Annotated in this window: 15 protein-coding genes and 1 CRISPR repeat array; of the genes, 9 read left to right on the top strand and 6 right to left on the bottom strand. The window is 34.2% G+C overall.

Going from position 1 to position 23,902, the window contains the following annotated elements:
• The first annotated feature begins 266 nt into the window (after positions 1-266).
• Together AC0J6S_RS11580 and AC0J6S_RS11575 are read left to right on the top strand one after the other, a co-directional pair.
• Complete coding sequence (locus tag AC0J6S_RS11580) at positions 267-1,946, top strand: helix-turn-helix domain-containing protein (RefSeq protein WP_474953949.1); 1,680 nt, start codon at positions 267-269, stop codon at positions 1,944-1,946.
• Positions 1,947-2,086: 140 nt separating this feature from the next.
• Positions 2,087-2,263 carry a histone H1 gene (locus AC0J6S_RS11575; protein ID WP_113637024.1) on the top strand — a complete coding sequence of 59 codons (177 nt, stop codon included), beginning with the start codon at positions 2,087-2,089 and terminating at the stop codon, positions 2,261-2,263.
• Between the two features lie 707 nt (positions 2,264-2,970).
• On the opposite strand, the gene AC0J6S_RS11570 is transcribed toward AC0J6S_RS11575, so the two are convergent.
• Positions 2,971-3,477, bottom strand: coding sequence for a hypothetical protein (locus AC0J6S_RS11570; protein WP_113637077.1), 507 nt, complete (start codon positions 3,475-3,477; stop codon positions 2,971-2,973).
• A gap of 549 nt (positions 3,478-4,026) precedes the next feature.
• On the opposite strand from AC0J6S_RS11570, the gene cas9 reads away from it, so the two are divergent.
• Genes cas9 through cas2 form a run of 4 tightly spaced genes read left to right on the top strand, consistent with a single transcriptional unit; the run spans position 4,027 to position 9,307 of the window.
• Entirely contained in the window at positions 4,027-8,067 is a 4,041-nt protein-coding gene (gene cas9, locus AC0J6S_RS11565; protein ID WP_474953948.1) for a type II CRISPR RNA-guided endonuclease Cas9, read from the top strand.
• A gap of 41 nt (positions 8,068-8,108) precedes the next feature.
• Positions 8,109-8,573, top strand: coding sequence for a type II CRISPR-associated endonuclease Cas1 (cas1, locus tag AC0J6S_RS11560; RefSeq protein ID WP_474953947.1), 465 nt, complete (start codon positions 8,109-8,111; stop codon positions 8,571-8,573).
• A complete protein-coding gene (gene cas1, locus AC0J6S_RS11555) occupies positions 8,500-8,967 on the top strand; it encodes a type II CRISPR-associated endonuclease Cas1 (RefSeq protein ID WP_474953946.1) in 468 nt (155 codons plus the stop codon). Before cas1 (AC0J6S_RS11560) ends, cas1 (AC0J6S_RS11555) begins: the two co-directional genes overlap by 74 nt.
• Positions 8,960-9,307 carry a CRISPR-associated endonuclease Cas2 gene (gene cas2 / locus AC0J6S_RS11550; RefSeq protein ID WP_132066196.1) on the top strand — a complete coding sequence of 116 codons (348 nt, stop codon included), beginning with the start codon at positions 8,960-8,962 and terminating at the stop codon, positions 9,305-9,307. The genes cas1 (AC0J6S_RS11555) and cas2 overlap by 8 nt, the downstream gene beginning before the upstream one ends.
• A gap of 117 nt (positions 9,308-9,424) precedes the next feature.
• Positions 9,425-12,962: a CRISPR direct-repeat array (repeat unit 46 nt; unit sequence GTTGGGAATTATAAGCTAAAATACAATTTTGAAAGCAATTCACAAC).
• A 43-nt stretch (positions 12,963-13,005) separates the two neighbouring features.
• Here the strand turns inward: cas2 and AC0J6S_RS11545 are convergent.
• On the bottom strand, positions 13,006-13,248 hold the full coding sequence (locus tag AC0J6S_RS11545) for a helix-turn-helix domain-containing protein (protein ID WP_474953945.1): 243 nt from the start codon (positions 13,246-13,248) through the stop codon (positions 13,006-13,008).
• 1,058 nt (positions 13,249-14,306) lie between these two features.
• On the opposite strand from AC0J6S_RS11545, the gene AC0J6S_RS11540 reads away from it, so the two are divergent.
• From AC0J6S_RS11540 to AC0J6S_RS11530, 3 genes are all read left to right on the top strand, one after another.
• Complete coding sequence (locus AC0J6S_RS11540) at positions 14,307-17,330, top strand: SusC/RagA family TonB-linked outer membrane protein (RefSeq protein ID WP_474953944.1); 3,024 nt, start codon at positions 14,307-14,309, stop codon at positions 17,328-17,330.
• A gap of 10 nt (positions 17,331-17,340) precedes the next feature.
• Positions 17,341-18,750, top strand: coding sequence for a RagB/SusD family nutrient uptake outer membrane protein (locus tag AC0J6S_RS11535; protein ID WP_474953943.1), 1,410 nt, complete (start codon positions 17,341-17,343; stop codon positions 18,748-18,750).
• A 157-nt stretch (positions 18,751-18,907) separates the two neighbouring features.
• On the top strand, positions 18,908-21,430 hold the full coding sequence (locus AC0J6S_RS11530; protein WP_474953942.1) for a S9 family peptidase: 2,523 nt from the start codon (positions 18,908-18,910) through the stop codon (positions 21,428-21,430).
• A 66-nt stretch (positions 21,431-21,496) separates the two neighbouring features.
• On the opposite strand, the gene AC0J6S_RS11525 is transcribed toward AC0J6S_RS11530, so the two are convergent.
• The 4 genes from AC0J6S_RS11525 to AC0J6S_RS11510 all read right to left on the bottom strand — a co-directional run bounded on the left by AC0J6S_RS11525 (position 21,497) and on the right by AC0J6S_RS11510 (position 23,892).
• A complete protein-coding gene (locus tag AC0J6S_RS11525) occupies positions 21,497-21,760 on the bottom strand; it encodes a DUF6520 family protein (protein ID WP_146779248.1) in 264 nt (87 codons plus the stop codon).
• A 106-nt stretch (positions 21,761-21,866) separates the two neighbouring features.
• Positions 21,867-22,253, bottom strand: a complete 387-nt coding sequence (locus AC0J6S_RS11520; RefSeq protein ID WP_474953941.1) for a hypothetical protein — start codon at positions 22,251-22,253, stop codon at positions 21,867-21,869.
• Positions 22,254-22,270: 17 nt separating this feature from the next.
• On the bottom strand, positions 22,271-23,386 hold the full coding sequence (locus AC0J6S_RS11515; protein WP_474953940.1) for a MauE/DoxX family redox-associated membrane protein: 1,116 nt from the start codon (positions 23,384-23,386) through the stop codon (positions 22,271-22,273).
• A 218-nt stretch (positions 23,387-23,604) separates the two neighbouring features.
• Complete coding sequence (locus AC0J6S_RS11510; protein ID WP_113637231.1) at positions 23,605-23,892, bottom strand: hypothetical protein; 288 nt, start codon at positions 23,890-23,892, stop codon at positions 23,605-23,607.
• Positions 23,893-23,902: the final 10 nt, after the last annotated feature.

Raw genomic sequence — 23,902 nt, 5'->3', positions numbered from 1 at the left:
CTTTGCTAAACTTTTTGCTTTTGAATTCGAAGCAAATCTATTCGCTCAATAACTCCCCTGCAACACAATACCTATGGGTTTCCACGAATTCGCGTATTGATTTCATGGAAATCCACACCATATTTTTATCAAATAAACACCTATTTAACAATTGTTTATCTTATTTTTGAAATACCCGATAATAAGTGCTGATTTGTACTATTTATCATCACACTTATTATATTCATTATAGAACACAGTAATTTATCCCTAACCTACTACGTACTATGAAACAAATTTATGTATTACTTACATTACTACTTACAGCACATTGCGTTACTAGTCAAAAAAAGGTATTCAAAATACCAGATTCACTTCAAAACAAAAGCTATGTTTACTTGGAAGGCAGGAGCTACTCGCTAACAAAAGATACTGCTAAAGCATTCTTTTATATAAATATTTACATAAAGAAAGCGAAGAACGAGGAAAACTGGAAAGAATTGGTCAATGGATACCAGAATGCACTGCATCAATCTCCAAATAATATTAGGCTACAATATGCAGATAGTATGACTTATGCTGCAAAAAAAAGGAAAGATCCAGCCCTTATTGGATCAGCTTACCTTTCAAAAGGTATTGTATTTTACAGCCAGAAAAAACTAAGTAATGCACTAGATAATTACATCATTGCCAACAATTATATCGCTAAAACTAATGATGGCTACCTGATTCACAAACTGAAGTACAATATGGGTCAAGTCAAATATTACTTAGGATTTTATGATGAAGCAATTTCTTTGTTAAAAGAATGTGTCGCATATTATAAAAATGAAAACCCAAGACCTTACTTAAATTCACTACATTCTTTAGGTCTTTGTTACAATAAAATAGGAAATTATGGTTTATGCTCAGAAACCAATAAAATTGGTATTTCTGAAAGCAAAGGATTAAATGTAACCGAAATGACGCCCTATTTCATTCATTCGGAGGGCATCAATGAATATTTCAAGAAAAATTATGATGTAGCCATCAAAAAGATTGAATCGTCGCTGATAGAAATAAACCAAAAGAAAGATTATGCGAATGTGGCAGTAGGAAATTTTTACATTGGAAAGAGCTTTTGGCAACTAGAAAAATCAGATAAAGCAGTATCGTATTTCAAAAAGGTCGACAGAACTTTCCAGGATAAAGGATATATTAGACCAGACCTACTTGAAGTATATCAATTATTGATTGCCTATTACAAAACAAAGGATAATCTGAAAGTGCAATTGTTTTACATTGACCAATTACTCGCAGCGGTTAAAACCTTAAAAGAAACCAACAAGTATTTGATAGGCAAAGTTCATAAGGAATATGACACGAAAGTGATAGTGACAGAAAAAGACAAAATGAAGGCAGAGCTACTCAGTCAAAAGTATAACGACACTATTTTTATCAGCATCATTGTAGTATTTTTTTTAGGGTTACTATTCATGACGTACCGGCATTTTAAGAATCGTGCGGTATACAAGCAAAAATTTAATGAGTTGATGGTTCAAATTAAGGATGAAAACAGAAACAAAACAAAACTTAAAAATGACAAATCTGAAATACTAGATATCAATGCGGATACCGTGAACAATGTTTTGAAACAATTGGATAAATTCGAACGCGATAAGAAATTCTTAGAAAAAGACATAACACTGGTAAAATTAGCAGCTGCCTTCAATTCTAACAATAAATACCTGTCCAAAATTATCGCACATTATAAGGAAAAAGGATTTGTGGAGTATATCAATGATCTTAAAATTGATTATTTGATAACTTTGTTACAAGAAGAAAAAAAAATACGAAACTATACCAATAAAGCATTGGCTGAAGAAGCAGGATTTAGTAGTACCCAAAGATTTGCAAATGCTTTCTTGACAAAAACAGGTATGCCTACGTCCTTTTTTATTGAACAACTAAAGGAAGGAAATACGTAATTTATCTAGCATCATGTATAAAATGTACCTTTTGCCCTTAGAGAAAAATTTCGATTGTAAAGCATTAACTTTAACATGAAAACATGCCGGTATAAAAAGCAAAATTTTATTTTTACGCCCTAATTTAATACAAAACTATTATGAAAGATTTAGTTGCAAAAATCAATGCTGAATTCGAAACATTCAAAACAGAATCTGAATCACTGACTGAAAAAGGTGTGAAAGCTGCTGGAGCGAGAGCTCGTAAATCGACTTTGGAGCTGGAAAAACTATTAAAAGAGTTTAGAAAGGTTTCTATAGAAGAATCAAAAAAATAAATTCCTCTTTACGAATCAGCCCTTTGGATTTTCTAAAGGGCTTTTTTATTAGCCCCAATTTTGCCTAACCTAAATAATCCTATAAGCTCAAATCTGTTGAAATATAAAGATACCCACTCCGTTTGAAGCTATCATTCAATGGCTATTTTTTATTTCATTTTTATTTGATTTGCTTCTTTTACTCAAAGACTCCGTTTGTGGCTGCAATTAATTTTGGATGAGGAAACCCATAATAAATCCAAAAGGTAAAGTCAAAAATTTAAAGTCTTTACCCATCCAAAAACAATAGCCTAAATAAAAGTTAAAATACTTATTACCAATTGATTATCGCTTTATTAGTTATATCTTTGAGTGTGGTTTTGATTAATCACTTGAGTAAAACCATCTGAGAAGAGAAGCTTATTCAAATAGTTATTTCATACTTAACGGCATGATTTGATAAATGGTGAATCAAAATCTACAATCGGAAGCCTTTAAAGGCCTCCTTTTTTTGCTATATCCTACTCGTCAGATTTAATTGCTGAGGTACTATAGATTTTTCGAGACTACAAAATAGAATTAGATAAATAATGTACGTTCTTCGGGTCTCTGCTATTATCAAAAAAAGGTCGCCTCCCCTATTTACTTCGCAGCTGGATAACTCCTCTAAACTATTTTTTTTGCCTAAAGTCCAATGAAATTAATACGTAAGTCACAAGTACTCACTTTTACTTGTCTTCGTCAACAATTAGCTTTAAAGAATTGATGTAATCCGTATCAAATTCAATCACTCTAATTTTCTTGGGCTTGAAACTCATTTCACCGTCAAACTGTCCTTCTGTTCCTAAAAAATCGATGACAAGTTCTTCTTCATTTAGCTCTATAAGTTTACCTAAATAAACCGCTTTGTCAGACTTAGTCGCAATTTGAAAAATAGTATACTTACTGGCTAAAAAGTGGATGATGGAGGACAAATCCTGTAGCGGAATTATTTCTTCGGCACTTGTTTTTAACCCTTTCAATTTAATTACCCTTTCTGTGAATTCATGATCTTTGTCCTGAATAATGGCCTTTACATTTTTATTTTTCAAGATCGTGTAACCATCAATTATAAAATCGACCGGATTATTTTTCAGTAAAATCCAATCTTCCGTCCAATCAATTAGAAAACCACTAAAATTTTCTTTTTTGTCTTCAAATTGTATGGTAATTAATTGACGTATGTATTTTTCCATTTTATAATTTACAGTTTAAAAAAGGATTTTTTTAGGTGAAAGTTACACAAAGATACAAGGTAAAAAGCAATCAATAAAACTAAAATGAATCGAAAGTAAAAGTATTAGATTTATTCAATAATTAAAATTATTTTCAAAAAGAGTTACATGTTAGCTGCTAAAAGGAAAAAAATCAAGAAGTATTATCTATCACCGTTAGAAACATAGAAACAATAGTACGTGATACTGTCGTAGTAAATTTAGATTCATTAAATTAATAATAGTTGATAGGCAAAAGACTTTATTTGATTTTGTGCATTATCGTCTATGAAGATATTGACCGTAAAAAACTGAGTTAAATCTCAATAAAAAAAGCGACCCTTGTGGGGCCGCTTTGAATGTTTTCACAACGGAATAATCCTTATTGTGAATTGCTTCAAAATTGTAATGCAATGATACAACAAAAGTTTTGATATTCGTTTACGGTTTCCCGTAAGGATGCTAATTTTCTTATATTTATATTAGCACTTATTTTTATAAAGCAATGGACTTAAGTATAAAATACATACAATGAAAAAAATATTAGGATTGGATTTAGGAACTACATCTATTGGATGGTCTTTTATTAATGAAGCTGAAAATGATAATGAAACATCATCAATAATAAATACCGGCGTTCGCATTGTTCCTCTTACAACAGACGAAGAAGCCGATTTTAAAAAAGGCAATACGATTTCTATTAATGCCGATAGAACTTTAAAACGAGGTGCGAGAAGAGGTTTACAACGTTTCAAACAAAGAAGAGATGCATTATTGGAATCTTTTAATAAAATAAAGTTTATTTCTTCCACTTTTATTTATGCAGAAACAGGAAAAGAAACTACTTTTTCATCATATAGGTTAAGAGCTAAATCAGCAACGGAGGCCGTTACTAAAGAAGAATTTGTAAAAGTTCTTTTGACGCTGAATAAAAAGCGAGGTTATAAAAGCAGTAGAAAAGCAAAAACAGCCGAGGAGGGAGAAGCAATTGATGGAATGGCAATTGCTACCGCACTTTTCGAAAATAATCTCACTCCAGGGCAATGGGTTTATAATTCCTTGTTAAATGGCGGAAAATACATTCCTGATTTCTATCGTTCCGATTTGCAAAAAGAATTAGAAAAAATCGTGCATTTTCAGAAACAATTCCATCCTGAAAGTATAAATAGCAAATTACTTGAAGATATTCGGGGGAAATCAAGGACGCAAACTTCTCAACATTTTAATAAAATATTAAAAATAGAACTTACTGAAAATAAAGGCTCACGAGAAGAAACCAAATTGCAACATTACAAATGGAGAAACGATGCTTTAGCAAATGAACTTGATTTAAAAGTTATTGCATATATCATTACTGAAATCAACAATCAAATAAATCAGTCAAGCGGTTATCTTGGAGCTATCAGTGACCGCAGTAAAGAGCTATATTTCAACAAGGAAACTGTTGGACAATTTCAATACAAACAACTCCAAAACAACACACATTCTAAACTAAAAAACCAAGTTTTTTACCGCCAAGATTATTTAGATGAATTTGAAAAAATCTGGGAAACTCAAGCCAAATATCATCCTGAATTAAACGATAAGCTAAAATCAGAAGTTAGAGATATTACCATTTTTTATCAAAGAAAATTGAAATCTCAGAAACATTTGATTAGCCATTGTGAATTTGAAAAAGGACATAAAGCTATTCCAAAATCATCTCCTTTATTTCAAGAATTCAGAATTTGGCAAAACTTGAATAATATTGTCGTTAAAAACGAAACTACTAAAAAACCCCATTTGTTAAGTGAAGAATTAAAAAAACAAATTGCCGAAGTACTTCAGTTTAAAGATGGAATGACTGACATCCAACTGATGGATTTTTGCGAATTGAAAAAAGGCAGCCATTCCGTTAATTTCAAAAAAATAGAAGGAAACAGAACAAATACGGTACTTTACAAAGCTTTTGAAAAATTACTTGAAGTTGAAGGTTATGAAATGGATTTCTCAAAGATGAGCTCTTTTGAGATTAAAGAAGCTATTGTAAAAATATTTGAAAATTTAAATATCAATACCAATATACTCGATTTTGATCCAACCATTCAGGGAAATGAATTTGATAAACAGCCCTATTACCAATTGTGGCATTTACTCTACTCCTCGGAAGAGGATGAAACCTTGAAAAAAAGTTTAATGAGCAAATTTAATTTTAAAGAAAATCACGTTCCTTTTCTTTTAAATATAAATCTTCAAGCCGATTACGGTAGTTTGAGTGCAAAAGCCATCAAAAAAGTATTGCCTCATTTAATGGATGGACAAATTTATGACCAAGCTTGTTTCCTTTCAGGTTATAATCATTCCTCATCATTAACTAAAGAAGCTAATGACATTAGAATTCTTAAAGATACCCTAGAATTACTAAAGAAAAACAGTTTGCGAAATCCAGTGGTAGAGAAAATCCTTAATCAAATGATTAACGTGATTAATGCCATAATTGCAGACCCAACAATGGGAAAACCAGATGAAATTCGTGTGGAATTAGCTCGTGAGCTAAAAAACAACAACGAACAACGTAGTAAAATGACTAAGGCTATTAATAAAAATACAGCCGAACACGAACAAATTAGAAAATTATTACATACAGAATTTGGAATCCATCGTGTAACCAGAAACGACATTATTCGTTATAAACTTTGGAAAGAGTCAGATGGGATTTCACTTTATACTGGAAAACCTATTGAGCCATCCAAATTATTTTCTAAAGAATATGATATTGAACATATAATTCCAAAATCGCGCTTGTTTGACGATAGTTTTTCTAACAAAACAATTTGTGAACGTCAGTTGAATATTGACAAAAGCAATAAAACAGCCTATTCTTTTTTAAAAGACAAATTATCTCCTGAAGATTTTGACCAATTCGAAAAAAGAGTAAAAAGTTTATTTGGTAAAATAAGTAGAACGAAGCAGAATAAACTTTTGATGGCAGACAGCGATATTCCTGAAGGCTTTATTGACCGACAATTAAGAGAAACACAATATATAGCCAAAAAAGCCAAAGAAATCCTTTTGGAGGTTTCTAGAAATGTAACCTCAACGATTGGAAGCGTAACCGACAAATTACGTGAAGATTGGGAACTTGTTGAAGTGATGAAAGAGCTGAATTGGGACAAATATCATAAACTGGGATTAACAAAAGAGGAAGAAGGTAAAAACGGAGAACGTTTATACAAAATATTGGATTGGACTAAACGAAACGACCATCGCCATCACGCCATGGATGCCATAACGGTTGCATTTACTAAACCCGCTTATATTCAATATCTGAATAATCTGAATGCACGGGATATAAATACTAAAAAAGGAAGCTCTATTTTAGGGATCGAATCTAAATATTTAAAAAGAGACAAAAATAATAAATTGCGTTTTATAGCTCCTATGAAAAACTTTAGGGAAGAAGCTAAAAAGCAACTTGAAAGTATTTTGATTTCCTACAAAGCCAAAAACAAAGTAGTTACCAATAATAAAAACAGAACAAAAATTAAAGGTGGTTGGGCAGAACCTAAAACTCAACTCACACCTCGTGGACAATTACATAAAGAAACCGTTTACGGAAAACTGCAACAATACGCAACAAAAGAGGAAAAAGTTAGTGCCAGTTTCACAGCTGAATATATCAGTAAAGTAGCTAAAAAACAATATCGTGAAGCATTATTGGTTCGATTATTTGAAAACAGTGACGATCCGAAAAAAGCTTTCACAGGGAAAAATGCCCTGACTAAAAATCCTATTTATTTGGATCCAGAAAACACAGAAGTAGTACCTGAAAAAGTTAAAATGGTTTGGTTTGAAGATAATTATACCATTAGAAAAGATATTACTCCTGATTTAAAAATCGACAAAGTTATTGACATTGGATTAAAAACTATTCTTCAAAATCGTTTGAACGAATATAACAATGATCCTAAAAAAGCTTTTGTCAATTTAGATGAAAATCCTATTTGGCAAAACAAAGAAAAAGGAATAGCCATAAAAAGAGTAACTATTAGTGGCGTGAGTAATGCACAAGCGTTACATACTAAAAAAGATCATTTTGGAAATGAAATTTTTGACGAAAAAGGCAATCCAATTCCAGTAGATTTTGTCAGTACTGGAAACAACCATCATGTGGCAATTTACAAAGATGGGAAAGGAAATTTACAAGAAGAAGTAGTTTCTTTTTATGATGCTGTAGTTCGTCAGAACTTAGGATTATCTATTATCAATAAAAATCATGCAAACGGTTGGGAATTTATGTTTACTATGAAGCAAAATGAGTTTTTTATATTTCCGACGGATTCTTTTAATCCTCAAGAGATTGATTTAAAAAACACAAATAACTATTATTTGATTAGTCCTAATATATTTAGAGTTCAGAAAATTGCAACTAAAAATTATATGTTTAGACATCATTTAGAGACTATCATTGAAGAGAAAAACGAATTAAAAGATATAACCTATAGAAGTATTAGAAGTACCTCTCCTTTATCAGGGATTGTTAAAGTTAGAATTAATCATTTAGGTAAAATTGTTCAACTTGGAGAATATTAATTATGATAAAAAGAACCCTTTTCTTTGGCAATCCTGCTTATTTGAGCACTAAAAATGAGCAAATAGTAATCTCTTATCCTGACAAGGAACACGAAACAAAAACAGTGGCTATTGAAGATATTGGTGTTATCGTTCTGGAAAATCAACAAATCACGATTACTAATGGATTATTAGAAAAACTAATTCACAACAATGTAGCATTAATCAATTGCGACCAATATCACCTGCCTATTGGTTTGCTAATGCCCCTCAACGGACATACCGAACAAAGCGAACGGTTCAAAAACCAAATTAATGCTTCTGCTCCACTCAAAAAGAATCTGTGGCAGCAAACCATTAGTTCCAAAATTATGAACCAAGCTGGAATATTGAAAGAAAAAGGAATCCCGTGCCGAAAAATGGAGCTTTGGGCAAAAGAAGTTACTTCGGGAGATGCACTCAATCACGAATCCAGAGCGGCAGTATATTATTGGCCGAAACCTCATCAAAATAGAAAATTTTACTAGAGGACAAAAAGGAATCGCCCCTAATAATCTGTTGAATTATGGTTATGCCATTCTAAGGGCTATTACCGCACGAGCTATTGTTAGTTCTGGGATGCTGCCCACTTTAGGCATTTTTCATCGCAACAAATACAATGCGTATTGCCTTGCTGATGATATTATGGAACCGTATCGCCCGTATGTAGATTTGATTGTATGCCATATCATGGAAACTGAAGATACTTTTGAAGAATTGACCATTGACATTAAAAAACAATTATTGAGTATAGCCAGTATAGATGTTTTTATTGACGGAAAAAACAGTCCATTGATGGTGGCCATGAGCAGAACCACACATTCCTTACACGAATGTTTTGAGGGAACGGCAAGGAAAATTTTATACCCCGTTTATGTATGATGAACATTACACCCGTTTAAATCAATATAGAAGTTTGTGGATATTAGTATTTTTTGATCTTCCTACGGAAACGCGCAAAGAGCGCAAAATAGCCAGTACATTTCGTAAGAAATTATTAGACGACGGCTTTTCTATGTTTCAATTTTCGATCTATATGCGATTTTGTGCCAGCAGGGAAAATGCGGAAGTACACACTAAAAGAATAAAAAATAACTTACCCGAACACGGCAAAATTGGCGTCATGCAAATAACCGATAAACAATTTGGGATGATGGAGCTTTTTTATGGAAAAAAATTGGTAGAAACAGACAAACCTTCGCAACAATTAGAGTTGTTTTAATCTAACAGGATTAGAAAAAAGTATAACTCACTGTACAACAACATATAAACACTTCTTTTTTTTAACTTCAAAACAAACCCATAACTGCCAACATATCAAACGATTAGGTCGCGGTATGTTGGGAATTATAAGCTAAAATACAATTTTGAAAGCAATTCACAACCATGGAATTGCACTCCACATACCGTCAGAGGTTGGGAATTATAAGCTAAAATACAATTTTGAAAGCAATTCACAACAATTGAGGATGAAATTGATTATCAGCATGTGTTGGGAATTATAAGCTAAAATACAATTTTGAAAGCAATTCACAACAATAAGCGACAAACTCGGACGATGATAAATGTTGGGAATTATAAGCTAAAATACAATTTTGAAAGCAATTCACAACAGAACAGGCAAATGCTCGTGCGCTTCAAAAGTTGGGAATTATAAGCTAAAATACAATTTTGAAAGCAATTCACAACTTAACCGGAAAGACTAAAGGCGATGGGCTTGTTGGGAATTATAAGCTAAAATACAATTTTGAAAGCAATTCACAACTTCCCCAAAGCGTTAAACCAAACAAGCGAAGTTGGGAATTATAAGCTAAAATACAATTTTGAAAGCAATTCACAACATCTACAAGTTGTAATCAATTAGTAAAAAAGTTGGGAATTATAAGCTAAAATACAATTTTGAAAGCAATTCACAACAGAATTGCAAAGATACAAAACTTTACTATAGTTGGGAATTATAAGCTAAAATACAATTTTGAAAGCAATTCACAACACAAAACACTCCACTATGCCGCAACGGGACGTTGGGAATTATAAGCTAAAATACAATTTTGAAAGCAATTCACAACGCGAATCCAAAAGCCATGAGTTATTCCTGTGTTGGGAATTATAAGCTAAAATACAATTTTGAAAGCAATTCACAACGGTTTAACAGCTACGCCTTACCGATTAGAAGTTGGGAATTATAAGCTAAAATACAATTTTGAAAGCAATTCACAACTAAATCTGTTCCGGCTTCCAGAAGTGCTGTGTTGGGAATTATAAGCTAAAATACAATTTTGAAAGCAATTCACAACCCGGCGCATGAAATCCATTAAAGTGCTGTTGTTGGGAATTATAAGCTAAAATACAATTTTGAAAGCAATTCACAACTACTTTGCATTTTTACGGTCCAAAGCTTCAGTTGGGAATTATAAGCTAAAATACAATTTTGAAAGCAATTCACAACAAAGTGCTTTCAATTCCTCTTCCGTTGCCAGTTGGGAATTATAAGCTAAAATACAATTTTGAAAGCAATTCACAACTACCTTCGACATCTTCACCACCAGATACAGTTGGGAATTATAAGCTAAAATACAATTTTGAAAGCAATTCACAACTTCAGAAATGATTTCGAACACGGACCAACAGTTGGGAATTATAAGCTAAAATACAATTTTGAAAGCAATTCACAACAGAGCTGTACATCGTGACATTGATATTTGCGTTGGGAATTATAAGCTAAAATACAATTTTGAAAGCAATTCACAACTAGATATAGATTCAGAGTTAACACCTAACGGTTGGGAATTATAAGCTAAAATACAATTTTGAAAGCAATTCACAACTTTTGTTCTGATTTTAATTCCTGAATTAGGTTGGGAATTATAAGCTAAAATACAATTTTGAAAGCAATTCACAACTGGTTATTTGGATCTTTCGACTTGGGAAAGTTGGGAATTATAAGCTAAAATACAATTTTGAAAGCAATTCACAACCTTTTGGCATAAAGACGAAAAGATTCCAATGTTGGGAATTATAAGCTAAAATACAATTTTGAGAGCAATTCACAACCGTACAAAGGAACAGGAGTTGGCCCGGGCTGTTGGGAATTATAAGCTAAAATACAATTTTGAAAGCAATTCACAACTGTAGAATACTGTGTTTAAAAACTTTTTCAGTTGGGAATTATAAGCTAAAATACAATTTTGAAAGCAATTCACAACCAGAGGTGGTTTCAGAATTGCCAAAACATAGTTGGGAATTATAAGCAAAAATACAATTTTGAAAGCAATTCACAACATAACAAGCCACATTTGCCGTAGAAGTTTTGTTGGGAATTATAAGCTAAAATACAATTTTGAAAGCAATTCACAACTAAGTTTTTAGAATCCTCTAAAAGTTCTTTGTTGGGAATTATAAGCTAAAATACAATTTTGAAAGCAATTCACAACACTGTTGCTGGAGATGCTTTCACAGTTCCTGTTGGGAATTATAAGCTAAAATACAATTTTGAAAGCAATTCACAACGCAGCACTTCCTGTTCAGGAACGTAAATTGTTGGGAATTATAAGCTAAAATACAATTTTGAAAGCAATTCACAACATAATCCTAGAGTAGTTGTCAGTCATGTGGGTTGGGAATTATAAGCTAAAATACAATTTTGAAAGCAATTCACAACGCGTCATTCACTGCTGAAGTAATAATAAATGTTGGGAATTATAAGCTAAAATACAATTTTGAAAGCAATTCACAACATAGCGGTTAAAGCAGCTATCAAAAACCCAGTTGGGAATTATAAGCTAAAATACAATTTTGAAAGCAATTCACAACTAAAAGCTATTATTGTATGAAGTTCCACCGGTTGGGAATTATAAGCTAAAATACAATTTTGAAAGCAATTCACAACTAACTATGTCAGGTTACAGGTATTGCTTGTGTTGGGAATTATAAGCTAAAATACAATTTTGAAAGCAATTCACAACTCAAGCGAAACCATTTGAAAGCATGCACCGGTTGGGAATTATAAGCTAAAATACAATTTTGAAAGCAATTCACAACTCGCAGAAGCAATTCACACAGGAGCGACTCGTTGGGAATTATAAGCTAAAATACAATTTTGAAAGCAATTCACAACTGATGTGGGTAATTTGTGGTCATAATTACGGTTGGGAATTATAAGCTAAAATACAATTTTGAAAGCAATTCACAACAGTTGGACGCAATAAAATAGCGCAGCCAATGTTGGGAATTATAAGCTAAAATACAATTTTGAAAGCAATTCACAACATTATAGAAAGTAAAGAAGAAGCATATTTCGTTGGAAATTATAAGCTAAAATACAATTTTGAAAGCAATTCACAACTGTTTCCTATTCACAATGACAAAGGCGATAGTTGGGAATTATAAGCTAAAATACAATTTTGAAAGCAATTCACAACAAACCGATCAAAAGAAGTTCATAGGGAACTGTTGGGAATTATAAGCTAAAATACAATTTTGAAAGCAATTCACAACTTTAGATAATGTATGTATGAACTATTTCCTGTTGGGAATTATAAGCTAAAATACAATTTTGAAAGCAATTCACAACCTTGGACTTACCCGAACGAATAGACAACTTGTTGGGAATTATAAGCTAAAATACAATTTTGAAAGCAATTCACAACAGTTGTACAAAGTTACTTTCGTAGCTTGCAGTTGGGAATTATAAGCTAAAATACAATTTTGAAAGCAATTCACAACCTGTTGGTCTTGACCCTATTCAAAGTGAATGTTGGGAATTATAAGCTAAAATACAATTTTGAAAGCAATTCACAACCTTATTCAACAAAGGAAAGAAAGGGAACAAGTTGGGAATTATAAGCTAAAATACAATTTTGAAAGCAATTCTTGAATTAGATAAAGCCAATCAAGAGTTTTATGAATACCTACTATGGGTTATTCAAATAAAATCTTGATATCTACTTTTAATGCTGAAGCAATTTTCAGGAGTGTTTTAACCGTTGGATTACTTTCTCCCCTTTCTATTCTACCAACTTGATTCTCAGATATACCAATCTCTATAGCTAATTTGGATTGAGAAAAATCTGTTGTTTCTTCTCTAATCCTTCTTATGGTAGCACCTAGTGCAATTAGCACCTTATATCGTTCATCTTTTATCACAATATAAAATTCCATCATAAAAAAATATTAATCCCACACATATATGTGTGTTTGTTATATTTTTTTGTTATATTTGCTTTTGAATACATACATTTGCGTTTCTTCATTTAAAACATTTGAAGCATTCGCTTTGAATTTCGTCTTAGAAAACTGGTAATTTTAAAAGGAACGAAATGATAAGTAAGATGCTCACGTCCCATGGCGTGGGCTCACTTATTGTTCCCGGGTATACCAGTACCTCTAAGGCAGTAAGATGAGTTCCATGCCATTTTTTATGCCATTTAATTAGGCAAAACTCAACTTCAAATTCTTAGCGATATCCCTTCACTTACAAGTCTCGCCATTTGTTATCAATATTTTATTAAAAAATAATCTTAACCAACAGCCAGTTCATGATTGCATAATTATTTACTTAAAAAATACCTGCACCGAAAAAACCTTTTGAATACAAATGGACATAATTAAATTTGAGTTAGTTACTAAAAAGGTGCAGGTTATTTTCTAACCTTAAAATTCGTTGCCTATGACAAAATAAAAAACAGGAAAAAAAGCCTTATTACTCTTCTTTCGGTTGAATTGAGGACTCAAGTTCACAAAAATAACGTTTCATCTAAAAATCACTATCATAAAAACTATTTCTTCATACATATGTTTTAGAGTTGTTCCTGAAAATAAATCCTTATTTTCTATAACACAATTACAGACAATAGCAGTTGCTATAGGATTGGTTTTTTAACATCCAAAAAATTAATACATTGAAGTACTACAGATTAATAAAAGCAGTATTAATAGTGGCATTTATAACACTTATATTCTTTTGGCTTTGTGGTTGCGACGGTTTTATGCGAACTTAATGCCTGTTAGATTATAATTTTTGAATAAAAAAAATACTGGGAAATATAACAATTTAATTAAAAGGATGCCTATGATAAAAAAAATAACAAAAAGTGAGATTAGTTAACGCCCCGTTTACTTCTCACCTCAAAATCACAAAAAAGGCCCTCCAACCCGTCAGCAAACTAGTATAGAGGACCATCGCTAACAAAACTAACGTTTCATTTAACTATACCAATATTATGAAAAATATTTCATTTTACAAGGGTGGTTCGGCTTTTTGGTACCTGATTATTTTTGGGTTCTTACTATCCTACACCCCTGCTCCAGCAAAAACCATACTGAGGCAAATGCAGTCGCAACCACAGCAAAGCCAAATAAGCGGTACCATTACTGATGGCACAAGCCCATTACCCGGCGTAACCATTTCCATAAAAGGAAAAGCTACATCTGGAGCTATCTCTGACGTGAATGGTAAATATACCCTGACCGCATCGCCCAACTACATTCTTGTTTTTACGTTCATCGGCTTTAAAACCATAACAATACCAACTAATGGTCGCTCCGTTTTAGATATTCAGATGCAAGAGGATGCCACTGCGTTGCAGGAGGTCAAAATTAATGCCGGTTATTATTCCGTGAAAGAAAGCGAACGCACCGGAAGTATTGCCCGAATAACGGCAGCAGCCATCGAAACCCAACCGGTCACTAATGTGCTGGCCGCCATGCAAGGTCGTATGGCTGGAGTGAGTATAATACAAACCACTGGCGTACCAGGTGGTGGATTCGATATTAAAATACGAGGGCAAAACAGTATTCGAACCGATGGAAATGCGCCCTTATATATTATTGATGGTGTTCCTTACGCCACTGACCCTATTGGATACAATCAAACATCCTCTACATTTCCATCAGTTACCAGTCCTTTAAACAGTATTAATCCTGCAACTATTGAAAGCATTGAGGTACTAAAAGATGCGGATGCTACTGCCATTTATGGTTCCAAGGGTGCGAATGGTGTGGTGCTCATTACTACCAAAAGAGGAATGACGGGTAAAACGACCGTCAACGTTAAATCGACGACCGGCGTTGGAACGGTGACAAAATTCATGAAACTAATGAATACCGAGCAGTATCTTGCTATGCGCCGTCAGGCTCTCAGTAACGACCGTATCACCACCTATCCTCAATCTGCCTATGATGTAAACGGTACATGGGATCAAAACCGGTATACCGACTGGCAAAAAGAATTTATTGGAGGTACAGCACAATTTAACGATGTGCAAGGTGTGCTTTCTGGAGGCTCTAATAAAACGCAGTTTTTACTGAGCAGTACCTATCATACAGAAACTACTGTGTTCCCGAGCGATTTTATCTATAAAAAAGGTGGTGCTCAATTTAATATGAACCATAGCTCTGAGGACAATAAATTCAAATTCACTTTTTCGACGGGATATAATCTCCAGAATAACGACCAGCCGGCTTTCGACCTGACCGCAAGCTCTCGTTCTCTAGCCCCAAATGCACCAGCACTTTATAATGAAGACGGCAAACTCAATTGGGAAAATGGCACTTGGCAAAATCCTTTGCGCTTTATGGTCGCTAAATTTAAATCCAAAACGAATGACTTGGTATCGAATGCCGTAATATCGTATGAAATTTTTCCAGCTGTTGTTTTAAAAAGCAATTTTGGATTTACAGACTTAAGACATACCGAAACCCGAACCTCACCCTCCACTATTTACAATCCATCCTTTAATTTAACAAGCAGCAATTCAAGTATCTACTTCAACACTACCAATCGACAGTCTTGGATTATAGAACCTCAACTAAATTGGGAAAAGGAATTAGGCACAAGTAAAATTGGAGTGCTTTTAGGAGGAACTTTCCAAAACCAAAACACAACCCGTCTTTACCAATTTGGTAGTGGTTTTACATCCAACAGTCTCCTTTATGATTTGGCCTCAGCAACAACTGCTCGTGTTCTTTTTAGCGACGATGCACAATACAAATACCAAGCTTTTTTTGGAAGAATAAATTACAATTGGAACGAACGATACCTTTTCAATTTTACAGGAAGACGCGATGGCTCCAGTCGTTTTGGTCCCGGCAAACAGTTTGCTACTTTTGGTGCCATTGGTATGGCTTGGCTATTTTCGAAAGAAAATTTTCTAAAAGAAAACAGCTGGCTTAGCTTTGGAAAGCTTCGGGCCAGTTACGGTACTACCGGAAACGATCAAATTGGGGATTACCAGTTCTTAAACACTTATACTTCCACAGGTATTCTTTATGATTCCAATGTAGGATTGCAACCTTCAAGACTCTTTAATCCCAACTTTGGATGGGAGATTAACAAAAAATTGGAAGCTGCTATAGAGGCGGGATTTTTCAATGATCGACTATTTCTAACAGCGGCCTGGTACCAAAATCGATCTTCCAATCAACTTGTAGGTATACCATTGCCTGGTACAACAGGATTCCAGACCCTACAGGCCAATCTAGACGCTACCGTAGAAAATGCAGGTTGGGAATTTACTTTACGGACGGTTAATTTTAGTACTAAAAATTTTAACTGGACAACCAATTTGAATCTTACATTTGCTCAGAATAAACTCTTACGCTACCCCGGTTTAGAAACATCCACAAACAGTCAAAAGTATCGTATTGGTCAACCTTTGAACATTGAATTACTTTATGAATACACTGGTATCGATCCACAAAAAGGAGTTTATCAATTTAAAGACATTAATAGCGATGGTGCTATCACCTTCCCGAACGATAAACAAACTGCTGTAGATCTAAATCCTCAGTATTTTGGAGGAATCCAAAACCAATTGAGTTACAAAAACTGGAAATTAGACTTTCTTTTCCAATTTGTAAAACAGGAAAAACGCAATTACACCATCGGATTTGCAGGACAAATGACCAATCAGCCTGCCCGAATGGCTGACAGTTGGCAACAACTGGGAGACGATGCCACTGAACAAATCTATACAACCGGAGCAAATAGTGCAGCAGTGACTGCGAGTTCGCTGTACAATCAAAGTACTGGTATACTTACTGATGCCTCTTTTATACGGCTGAAAAACATTGCATTATCTTATGATTTGCCCCTCGTTATCCAAAATACAAAATGTCAAATCATTTTTCAGGGTCAAAACCTGCTGACTTTGAGTAGCTATAAAGATGGAGATCCCGAATTTATAACTGCTGGCTTTTTACCTCCTTTAAAAATTATAACTGCAGGAATTCAACTCACTTTCTAACTGTACACCTATGAAAACAATAAAACTAACACCGACTTCTAAACATCGCAACTGGTTGGTATTTCCAGTAGCGTTAGTATTACTTTGTATAACGTCATGTGATTCTTTTGTGGAAGTGGAACTGCCAAAATCACAACTAACAACCGTTACAGTATTCGATGAATATGCCACGGCCGAAGGTGCCTTAACTGATGTTTATTCGAAGATTAGAGACCAAGGTCTATTGACTGGCACTTCAGCAGGTCTTTCCTATCAATTAGCAAATTATACTGATGAATTTACTTGCTACTCTGCTCCGGGGGGACCTGCTCTGCCATTTTACTTCAATACGCTCCTACCGGCTAACACTTCAATTTCTAGCTATTGGAATAGTTCTTATAATCAAATTTTCGCTGCCAATGCTGTAATGGAAGGTGTTCAGAAGAGTGCTAAACTATCTGTTAAACAAAAAGAGCAGCTTACGGGGGAGGCTCTCTTTATCAGGGCGCTGCTGCATTTTTATCTCACAAATCTTTATGGTGAAATTCCTTATATCCTAACTACAGATTATCAAAGTAATACTACAGTTAAAAAAAATACTGTAAATGAAGTTTATACACAGGTAATTTCAGACTTAGATACAGCAATAAATCTATTGTCACAACAATATGACGGTCCTGAGAGGATTCGTCCAAATCAATTTGTAGCTAAATCACTTTTAGCAAGGGTATATCTTTACGATGGAGCCTGGGCGGAAGCAGCCAATGCTTCGTCTGGAGTTTTAAATGCCACAAATTTCTATTTTCTTGAAAATTCGATTAGTAGTGTTTTCCTTAAAAATTCTAAAGAAGCCATTTGGCAACTGCAACCTGCCACAGCTGGTAAAAATACCGATGAAGCTGCCTCATTTATCTTCCTTTCAGGTCCTCCGACCATGGTGGCGCTATCTGATAACCTGATAAACTCGTTTACTACTTCTGACTTAAGAAAGAGTAACTGGACTAAAGCTGTATCAAAAGGCAGCGATATATGGTATCATCCATACAAATACAAAGCTTTTAATCCAACGGCCACCTCCGTAGAATATTCGATTGTTTTCCGTTTAGCCGAGCAATATTTGATCCGAGCGGAAGCAAGAGCACAACAGGGCGATTTGATTGGGGCAAAAGAAGATCTTAACAAAATTAGAAAACGTGCAGGATTAAATGAAACAACTGCTGTTACACAACACGAAATTTTAAATGCAGTACTGCAGGAACGAAGATGGGAATTATTTACCGAATACGGACATCGATTTTTTGATTTGAAACGCTTTGGAAAAATTGATTCCGTATTGTCCGCTACCAAAGCTGGTTGGAATTCAACCGATGTTTTATTTCCGTTGCCTCAAAATGAACTGAGTGTAAATCCTAACCTACGTCCTCAAAATAATGGCTATTAAAATTTATAGTATGATAATCCAAACTATTTCCGTTCGAAAGAAACTCAAAATAGGAAAACACTTCCAGCTGAATTTAAAACTCATTTTATTTTTAATATTGATTTTTGCATTTTCAACCTGTCCTATTTGGGGGCAGGTGGTAAAAAAAAAACAGCTCATGGAATCTGACTATCATTTATGGGGAAAATTAAACCTTGATAAAGTAGCGTCAAATGGCAAATGGTCCAGTTATAGCATGCGCTATGAAAAAGGTACTGATACTTTGTTTGTGAGCAATACTGAGACGAGTAAAAAATTCGCTTTCCCATCTGGGAAAAATTCGCTTTTCGTCGGAACAAATCATTTTGTTTGTATGGATGACAAAGGAGCTTTGCGAATTTTAAATTTAGTCACTGGAAAACAGCAGATTTATCCTCCAGTAAGCCACTACGATTATTCTATAGAAACGAACCAGATTGTCCTACTCAGTAAAGAAGAACAGGTACTGAAAATTATAAACCTGAAGACCGACGTAACTGACACCATTAATGATGTTCAAAATTTTAAGATGGATCCTAGTAAAAAGGAACTCGTTTTTACGAAAATGAAAAATCTAAAGTATTCCATTGGTTTACTCCATTTGGGAAATAGCAGTGCAATAAACTGGATTGTCGAAAACAGTTCGAATCATTTCCGTTATTTTACCTGGCATGAACTCGGCAAATCAATCGCCTTTTATGCCTTTAATCTTTCAGATTCTGATGATACAAAACTGTATTTCTATAATGTAAAAGATAATGCTTTACAGGAATTGAATCCTACAACTCAGAAGGATTTTCCAACGGATAAAATCTTGGATAGAAAAATGGTGTACCCTTTAACAATATCCTCTGATGGACTAAGTGTCTTCTTTGGGCTCTGTCCCCAATCGGAACAAGAACAAAAAAAAACGGCTGATAATGTCGAAGTTTGGAATAGCAATGCTAAATGGATTTATCCTTTTGAGAAAATAAAAAGCCAACCAAACGCACAGGTTACATTAGCGTTATGGTATCCACATCTTAAACGTATAAAATCAATTTCGTCTCCTGCATTGCCAAAAGTGATGCTGTCAGGTAATCAGGATTTTGCCATTCTATCCAACCCAAAAGAATATGAGCCTCAATTTGAATACGAAGGCCTAAGGGACTTTTATATCATGAACTTAAAAACCGGAGAAACAGAAATTCTACTTCGAAAACACAAATCCTTTAGTAAATATCTTTTACCCTCACCTTCTGGAAAATACATTGCCTATTTTAAGGACGCCCATTGGTGGGTGTATGATATTGCAAAAAGAATGCATCAAAACGTCACTAAAAACAGCAATACGTCCTTTTCTGGAAAAGTGCATATCCTTGACGGAACCGCGGCGTATGGAAATGTGGGATGGAGTAAAAATGATGATAACTTAATTGTTTACGATCAATATGATTTATGGTCCATAAATTCCGATGGTACCACTAGTAAAAGGCTTACACATGGAAGGGAAAAGCAAATAACCTTCAGAATTGCGTCGCTCGCCGATAATGATCTTTTTAAATCTAATTTTGACGGTAATAAAAGTAAAACTATCGATCTCGACCATGAGCTAATTTTAAGTGCGGCAGGTGCTGATCAAAAAACAGGCTACTTCAAGTGGAACAGTAATTTTGGAGAAAAGCCAATTGTTTATAAAGACAGCTACATTGATCAAATGCACTATATCAAGGATCAGCAGCTATATGTCTATCAAGAACAGCAATCAGACCTCTCGCCTCGCTTGATGTTTCAAAAAAAATCCGAAATACCAAAACCTTTTTTCGAAAGTAATGCGCAACAGTCAAAATACCACTGGGGAACCTCAAAGCTAATTTCCTTTCGCAATTACAAGGGACAGGAACTAAAGGCAGTTTTATATTATCCGGCTAATTATGATCCCCAAAAAAAATATCCAATGATTGTTAATGTCTATGAGAAGCAATCCGATAAAATTCACTTTTACCACAATCCTAGCCTATTGATGCAAGCCGGATATAACCGAACTGTTTTTACGTCAAAAGGCTATTTTGTACTTTGTCCTGATATTGAACATGAGCAAGGAAAAGCAGGATTCAATGCTGTAGATTGTACGGTATCTGCAACCAAAGAAATAATCAAACTCGGTTTAGTGGACCCAAAAAAAATTGGACTAATTGGACACTCATTTGGGGGTTATGAAAGTGCCTTTATTATTACTCAAACTAATATATTTGCAACTGCAGTTGCTGGAGCAACAGCAACGGATCTGACTAGTTTTTACTTGACCGTTGGCTGGGATACAGGAAGACCTGACATGTATCGTTTTCAAAGTGAGCAATGGCGGTTAGGAAAAACTCCTTTCGAAGACCCTTCATTGTACACAAGAAATTCACCAGTTGCGAATGTGAGTGCTATTGAAACTCCATTACTATTATGGACAGGAAAAGAAGACCAACATGTGGACTGGCATCAAAGTGTGGCATTTCATTTAGCCCTGCGCAGACTTGGGAAAAAGAATATTATGCTACTGTACCCCGATGAAAAGCACGTCATATTAAAACCTAATAACCAGAAAGATCTCAGCCACAAAATAGAGGAATGGTTTGATTATTACCTCAAGGAGAGAAAAGATCAATCCTGGATTAAAGAAGGCGTAAAGTAATTATTTTATAAAAAAACAGTGCAGTTCCTTATCGGAACTGCACTGCTCTTTTTGCTCGGCTGATAATTAGTTTGAAGGACGATATAGAATCTCACTACAATTATTATCTTTTCCGAAAGCCTGAACACCGTTTACCTCGCAAATTAGACCAGGATTGGTATCACAATTTACCTCGACACTACAAGGCCCTTCTGGCCCATCCATGTACCCTTGTTTCGGAGTAGCTAAATTAGAACCACTTTGCATCGACGTGGTCAAAAAGGCTCCTGAAATGCCTAGAATTGCAACTGCTGCAAAAGGCACGATCGTTTTAAAAAATGTCGTTTTCATAATAAAAAGTATTAAAATTAAACTTAAAATTGATCTACTTTTTTCTACAGGTTTTCGATCTTTTTTCCTGATACTGGCCGGTATTTTTTTATAAATGAGAATGTGTTCACATTCCATTTATCATTTCTTTTTTAAGAATGTCTTTCAATTCGAAAATTTTTAAGTTTGTACCAAGAATCACATACAAATGGGTTTTCGTAACAAAGAGAGATTGGAGTTTATTCTCCTTGACACCAAAAATTGGAAAGCTCAAAACATAGGTGTTCTTTTTTAGATTGTATACGTCAATAATAGCGGCTTGTTTCCACATGGAATCATCCTCATATAATCCAGGAACCTTCGATTCAACAAATAAAAGGTTACTTTTTGTAGCAGTGTTTGCATTTACGATAGCGGGTGGGGCGGACATTTTTCGTTGCGAACCATCTTTCAAATAAGCCACTTTAATCTTAGCATTTGATATGGTGTCAATCGTACGTTGCCTTTGTTGCAAGGTGCCGTTTTTATCTGCTAAAAAATTTCATTACGATAGAAATAAACATAAACTATTCGACCTAATTCAGCATTAAAAAGCAACATCCCATCGGTATCAAAAATACCATCTATTTGTTTTTGCAATAGAGCTGGCAAATACTGAACTTCAGGAGATCGATTCGAGTTAAAAATACCAAGAATATGGGCGGCTCCTACCCCCGTATTATTTCGAAAAACTATGCTAATACTATCGATAGGTTCTGCTTGGGTAAAATTTGGAACATCTTGTAACTCCTCTGTAATTTTCCAATCCTCAATGCTACCTTTAAAAATTCTGGGCACACTGCCATCAGTTAGAAAAAAGTAATTTCCTCTGATTAAAACTTTTACCGAGCGAAAAGGAAGATTCCTATTTTTAAAATCAATTACAATTCCTTTTACTGCTTTAAAACTGGAATCTATTGATAGCATGCGAAGTGGGTCTGTAAAATTACCAAGATACATAGTGCCTTGGTTGTACCCTGAAAAATAGTAGGAATTAAATTTTAAATCTACCGAATGAACCAGCTCAATAGAGCGTCGGATATACCGCCTAACGAAAGGATTTTTTCGTTGCATTAAATCCTCAGAGCACAAAAAAAGAATAGTCATAATACCTACACTCGATATTATCGCAATAGGAATACTTTTAACAAGAGGTCGTAGTATTTTAAATCGTGTATTTTCAATACTTATTTGATTTTGCCAAACCAAAGCTACAACAGCTAATCCAACAAATGCAACGTTAAAGACAAGATGGGTATTCCAACTCATTTTTTCCAATATACCGCCGCAAGAACAAGGAACAAAAGCACTAAAATTCAGCACAATAAAAATATAGCTTGTAAACAAGGTCATTAAACTTAGCGAGGCAAAAAGACCTAAAGTACGCCACTTTGGAATTGCCAGTACTACCACTATTCCAAGTTCCATTATCGGCACTAATCCAGCTACCCACCAAGCAAAAGCACTTAATAACGGAGACTGTCCCAATTGAACTTGAAAATTTTCAAAATCAAGTAATTTACTGACCGCTGCGTATATAAATAACAGAACGTATAAAAGACAAATTAATTCAACGGCAACACGCTTGATTTTGTTTAGTTGTTTCATAATTCTATAGTTTTTTAGTATACTGCTATTTTAATTAAATCCGTTACATTAGCTACATCCAAAACAAATTTAGGTACGTTATTTTAAAGATAGCGTGTCTGAAACAAGCCAATAGTTTTCAGAAATAAGCCATTTTATCCTTTTAGAAGAACAATAAAAAAAAGTGCTTACCACTATTTTGTTTGGTAAGCACTTCATTTTACTTTGAGAAGCTTATGCTATTTACAAGCTGCACTTAAAGTAGTAAGCTTTTGATTCAATTCTACAATTCCAGCTTTTTGAAGACACTCTTCAGCTACATTCTTAAGCTCTGATAACCCTTCTTTCGACAGGCTACCTAATACTCCTGAAACATCATTTTCCACTGTCATTCCCCGCTCAATAACATGATGCAACAACAGTACATTTTTTCGTGAAATTTTCAAGTCAATTTTCACCATCTCATTCATCCCAGGCGTGCTCAATATCGTATCAAACACTTTAGCCACATCATTTGTTGTCAGCATAATTTTCACA

The sequence above is a fragment of the Flavobacterium sp. TS_SC_5 genome (genome assembly GCF_056156265.1).
The sequence above is the reverse complement of the archived record's forward strand: the minus strand, read 5'-3'. Positions and strand labels throughout refer to the sequence as shown.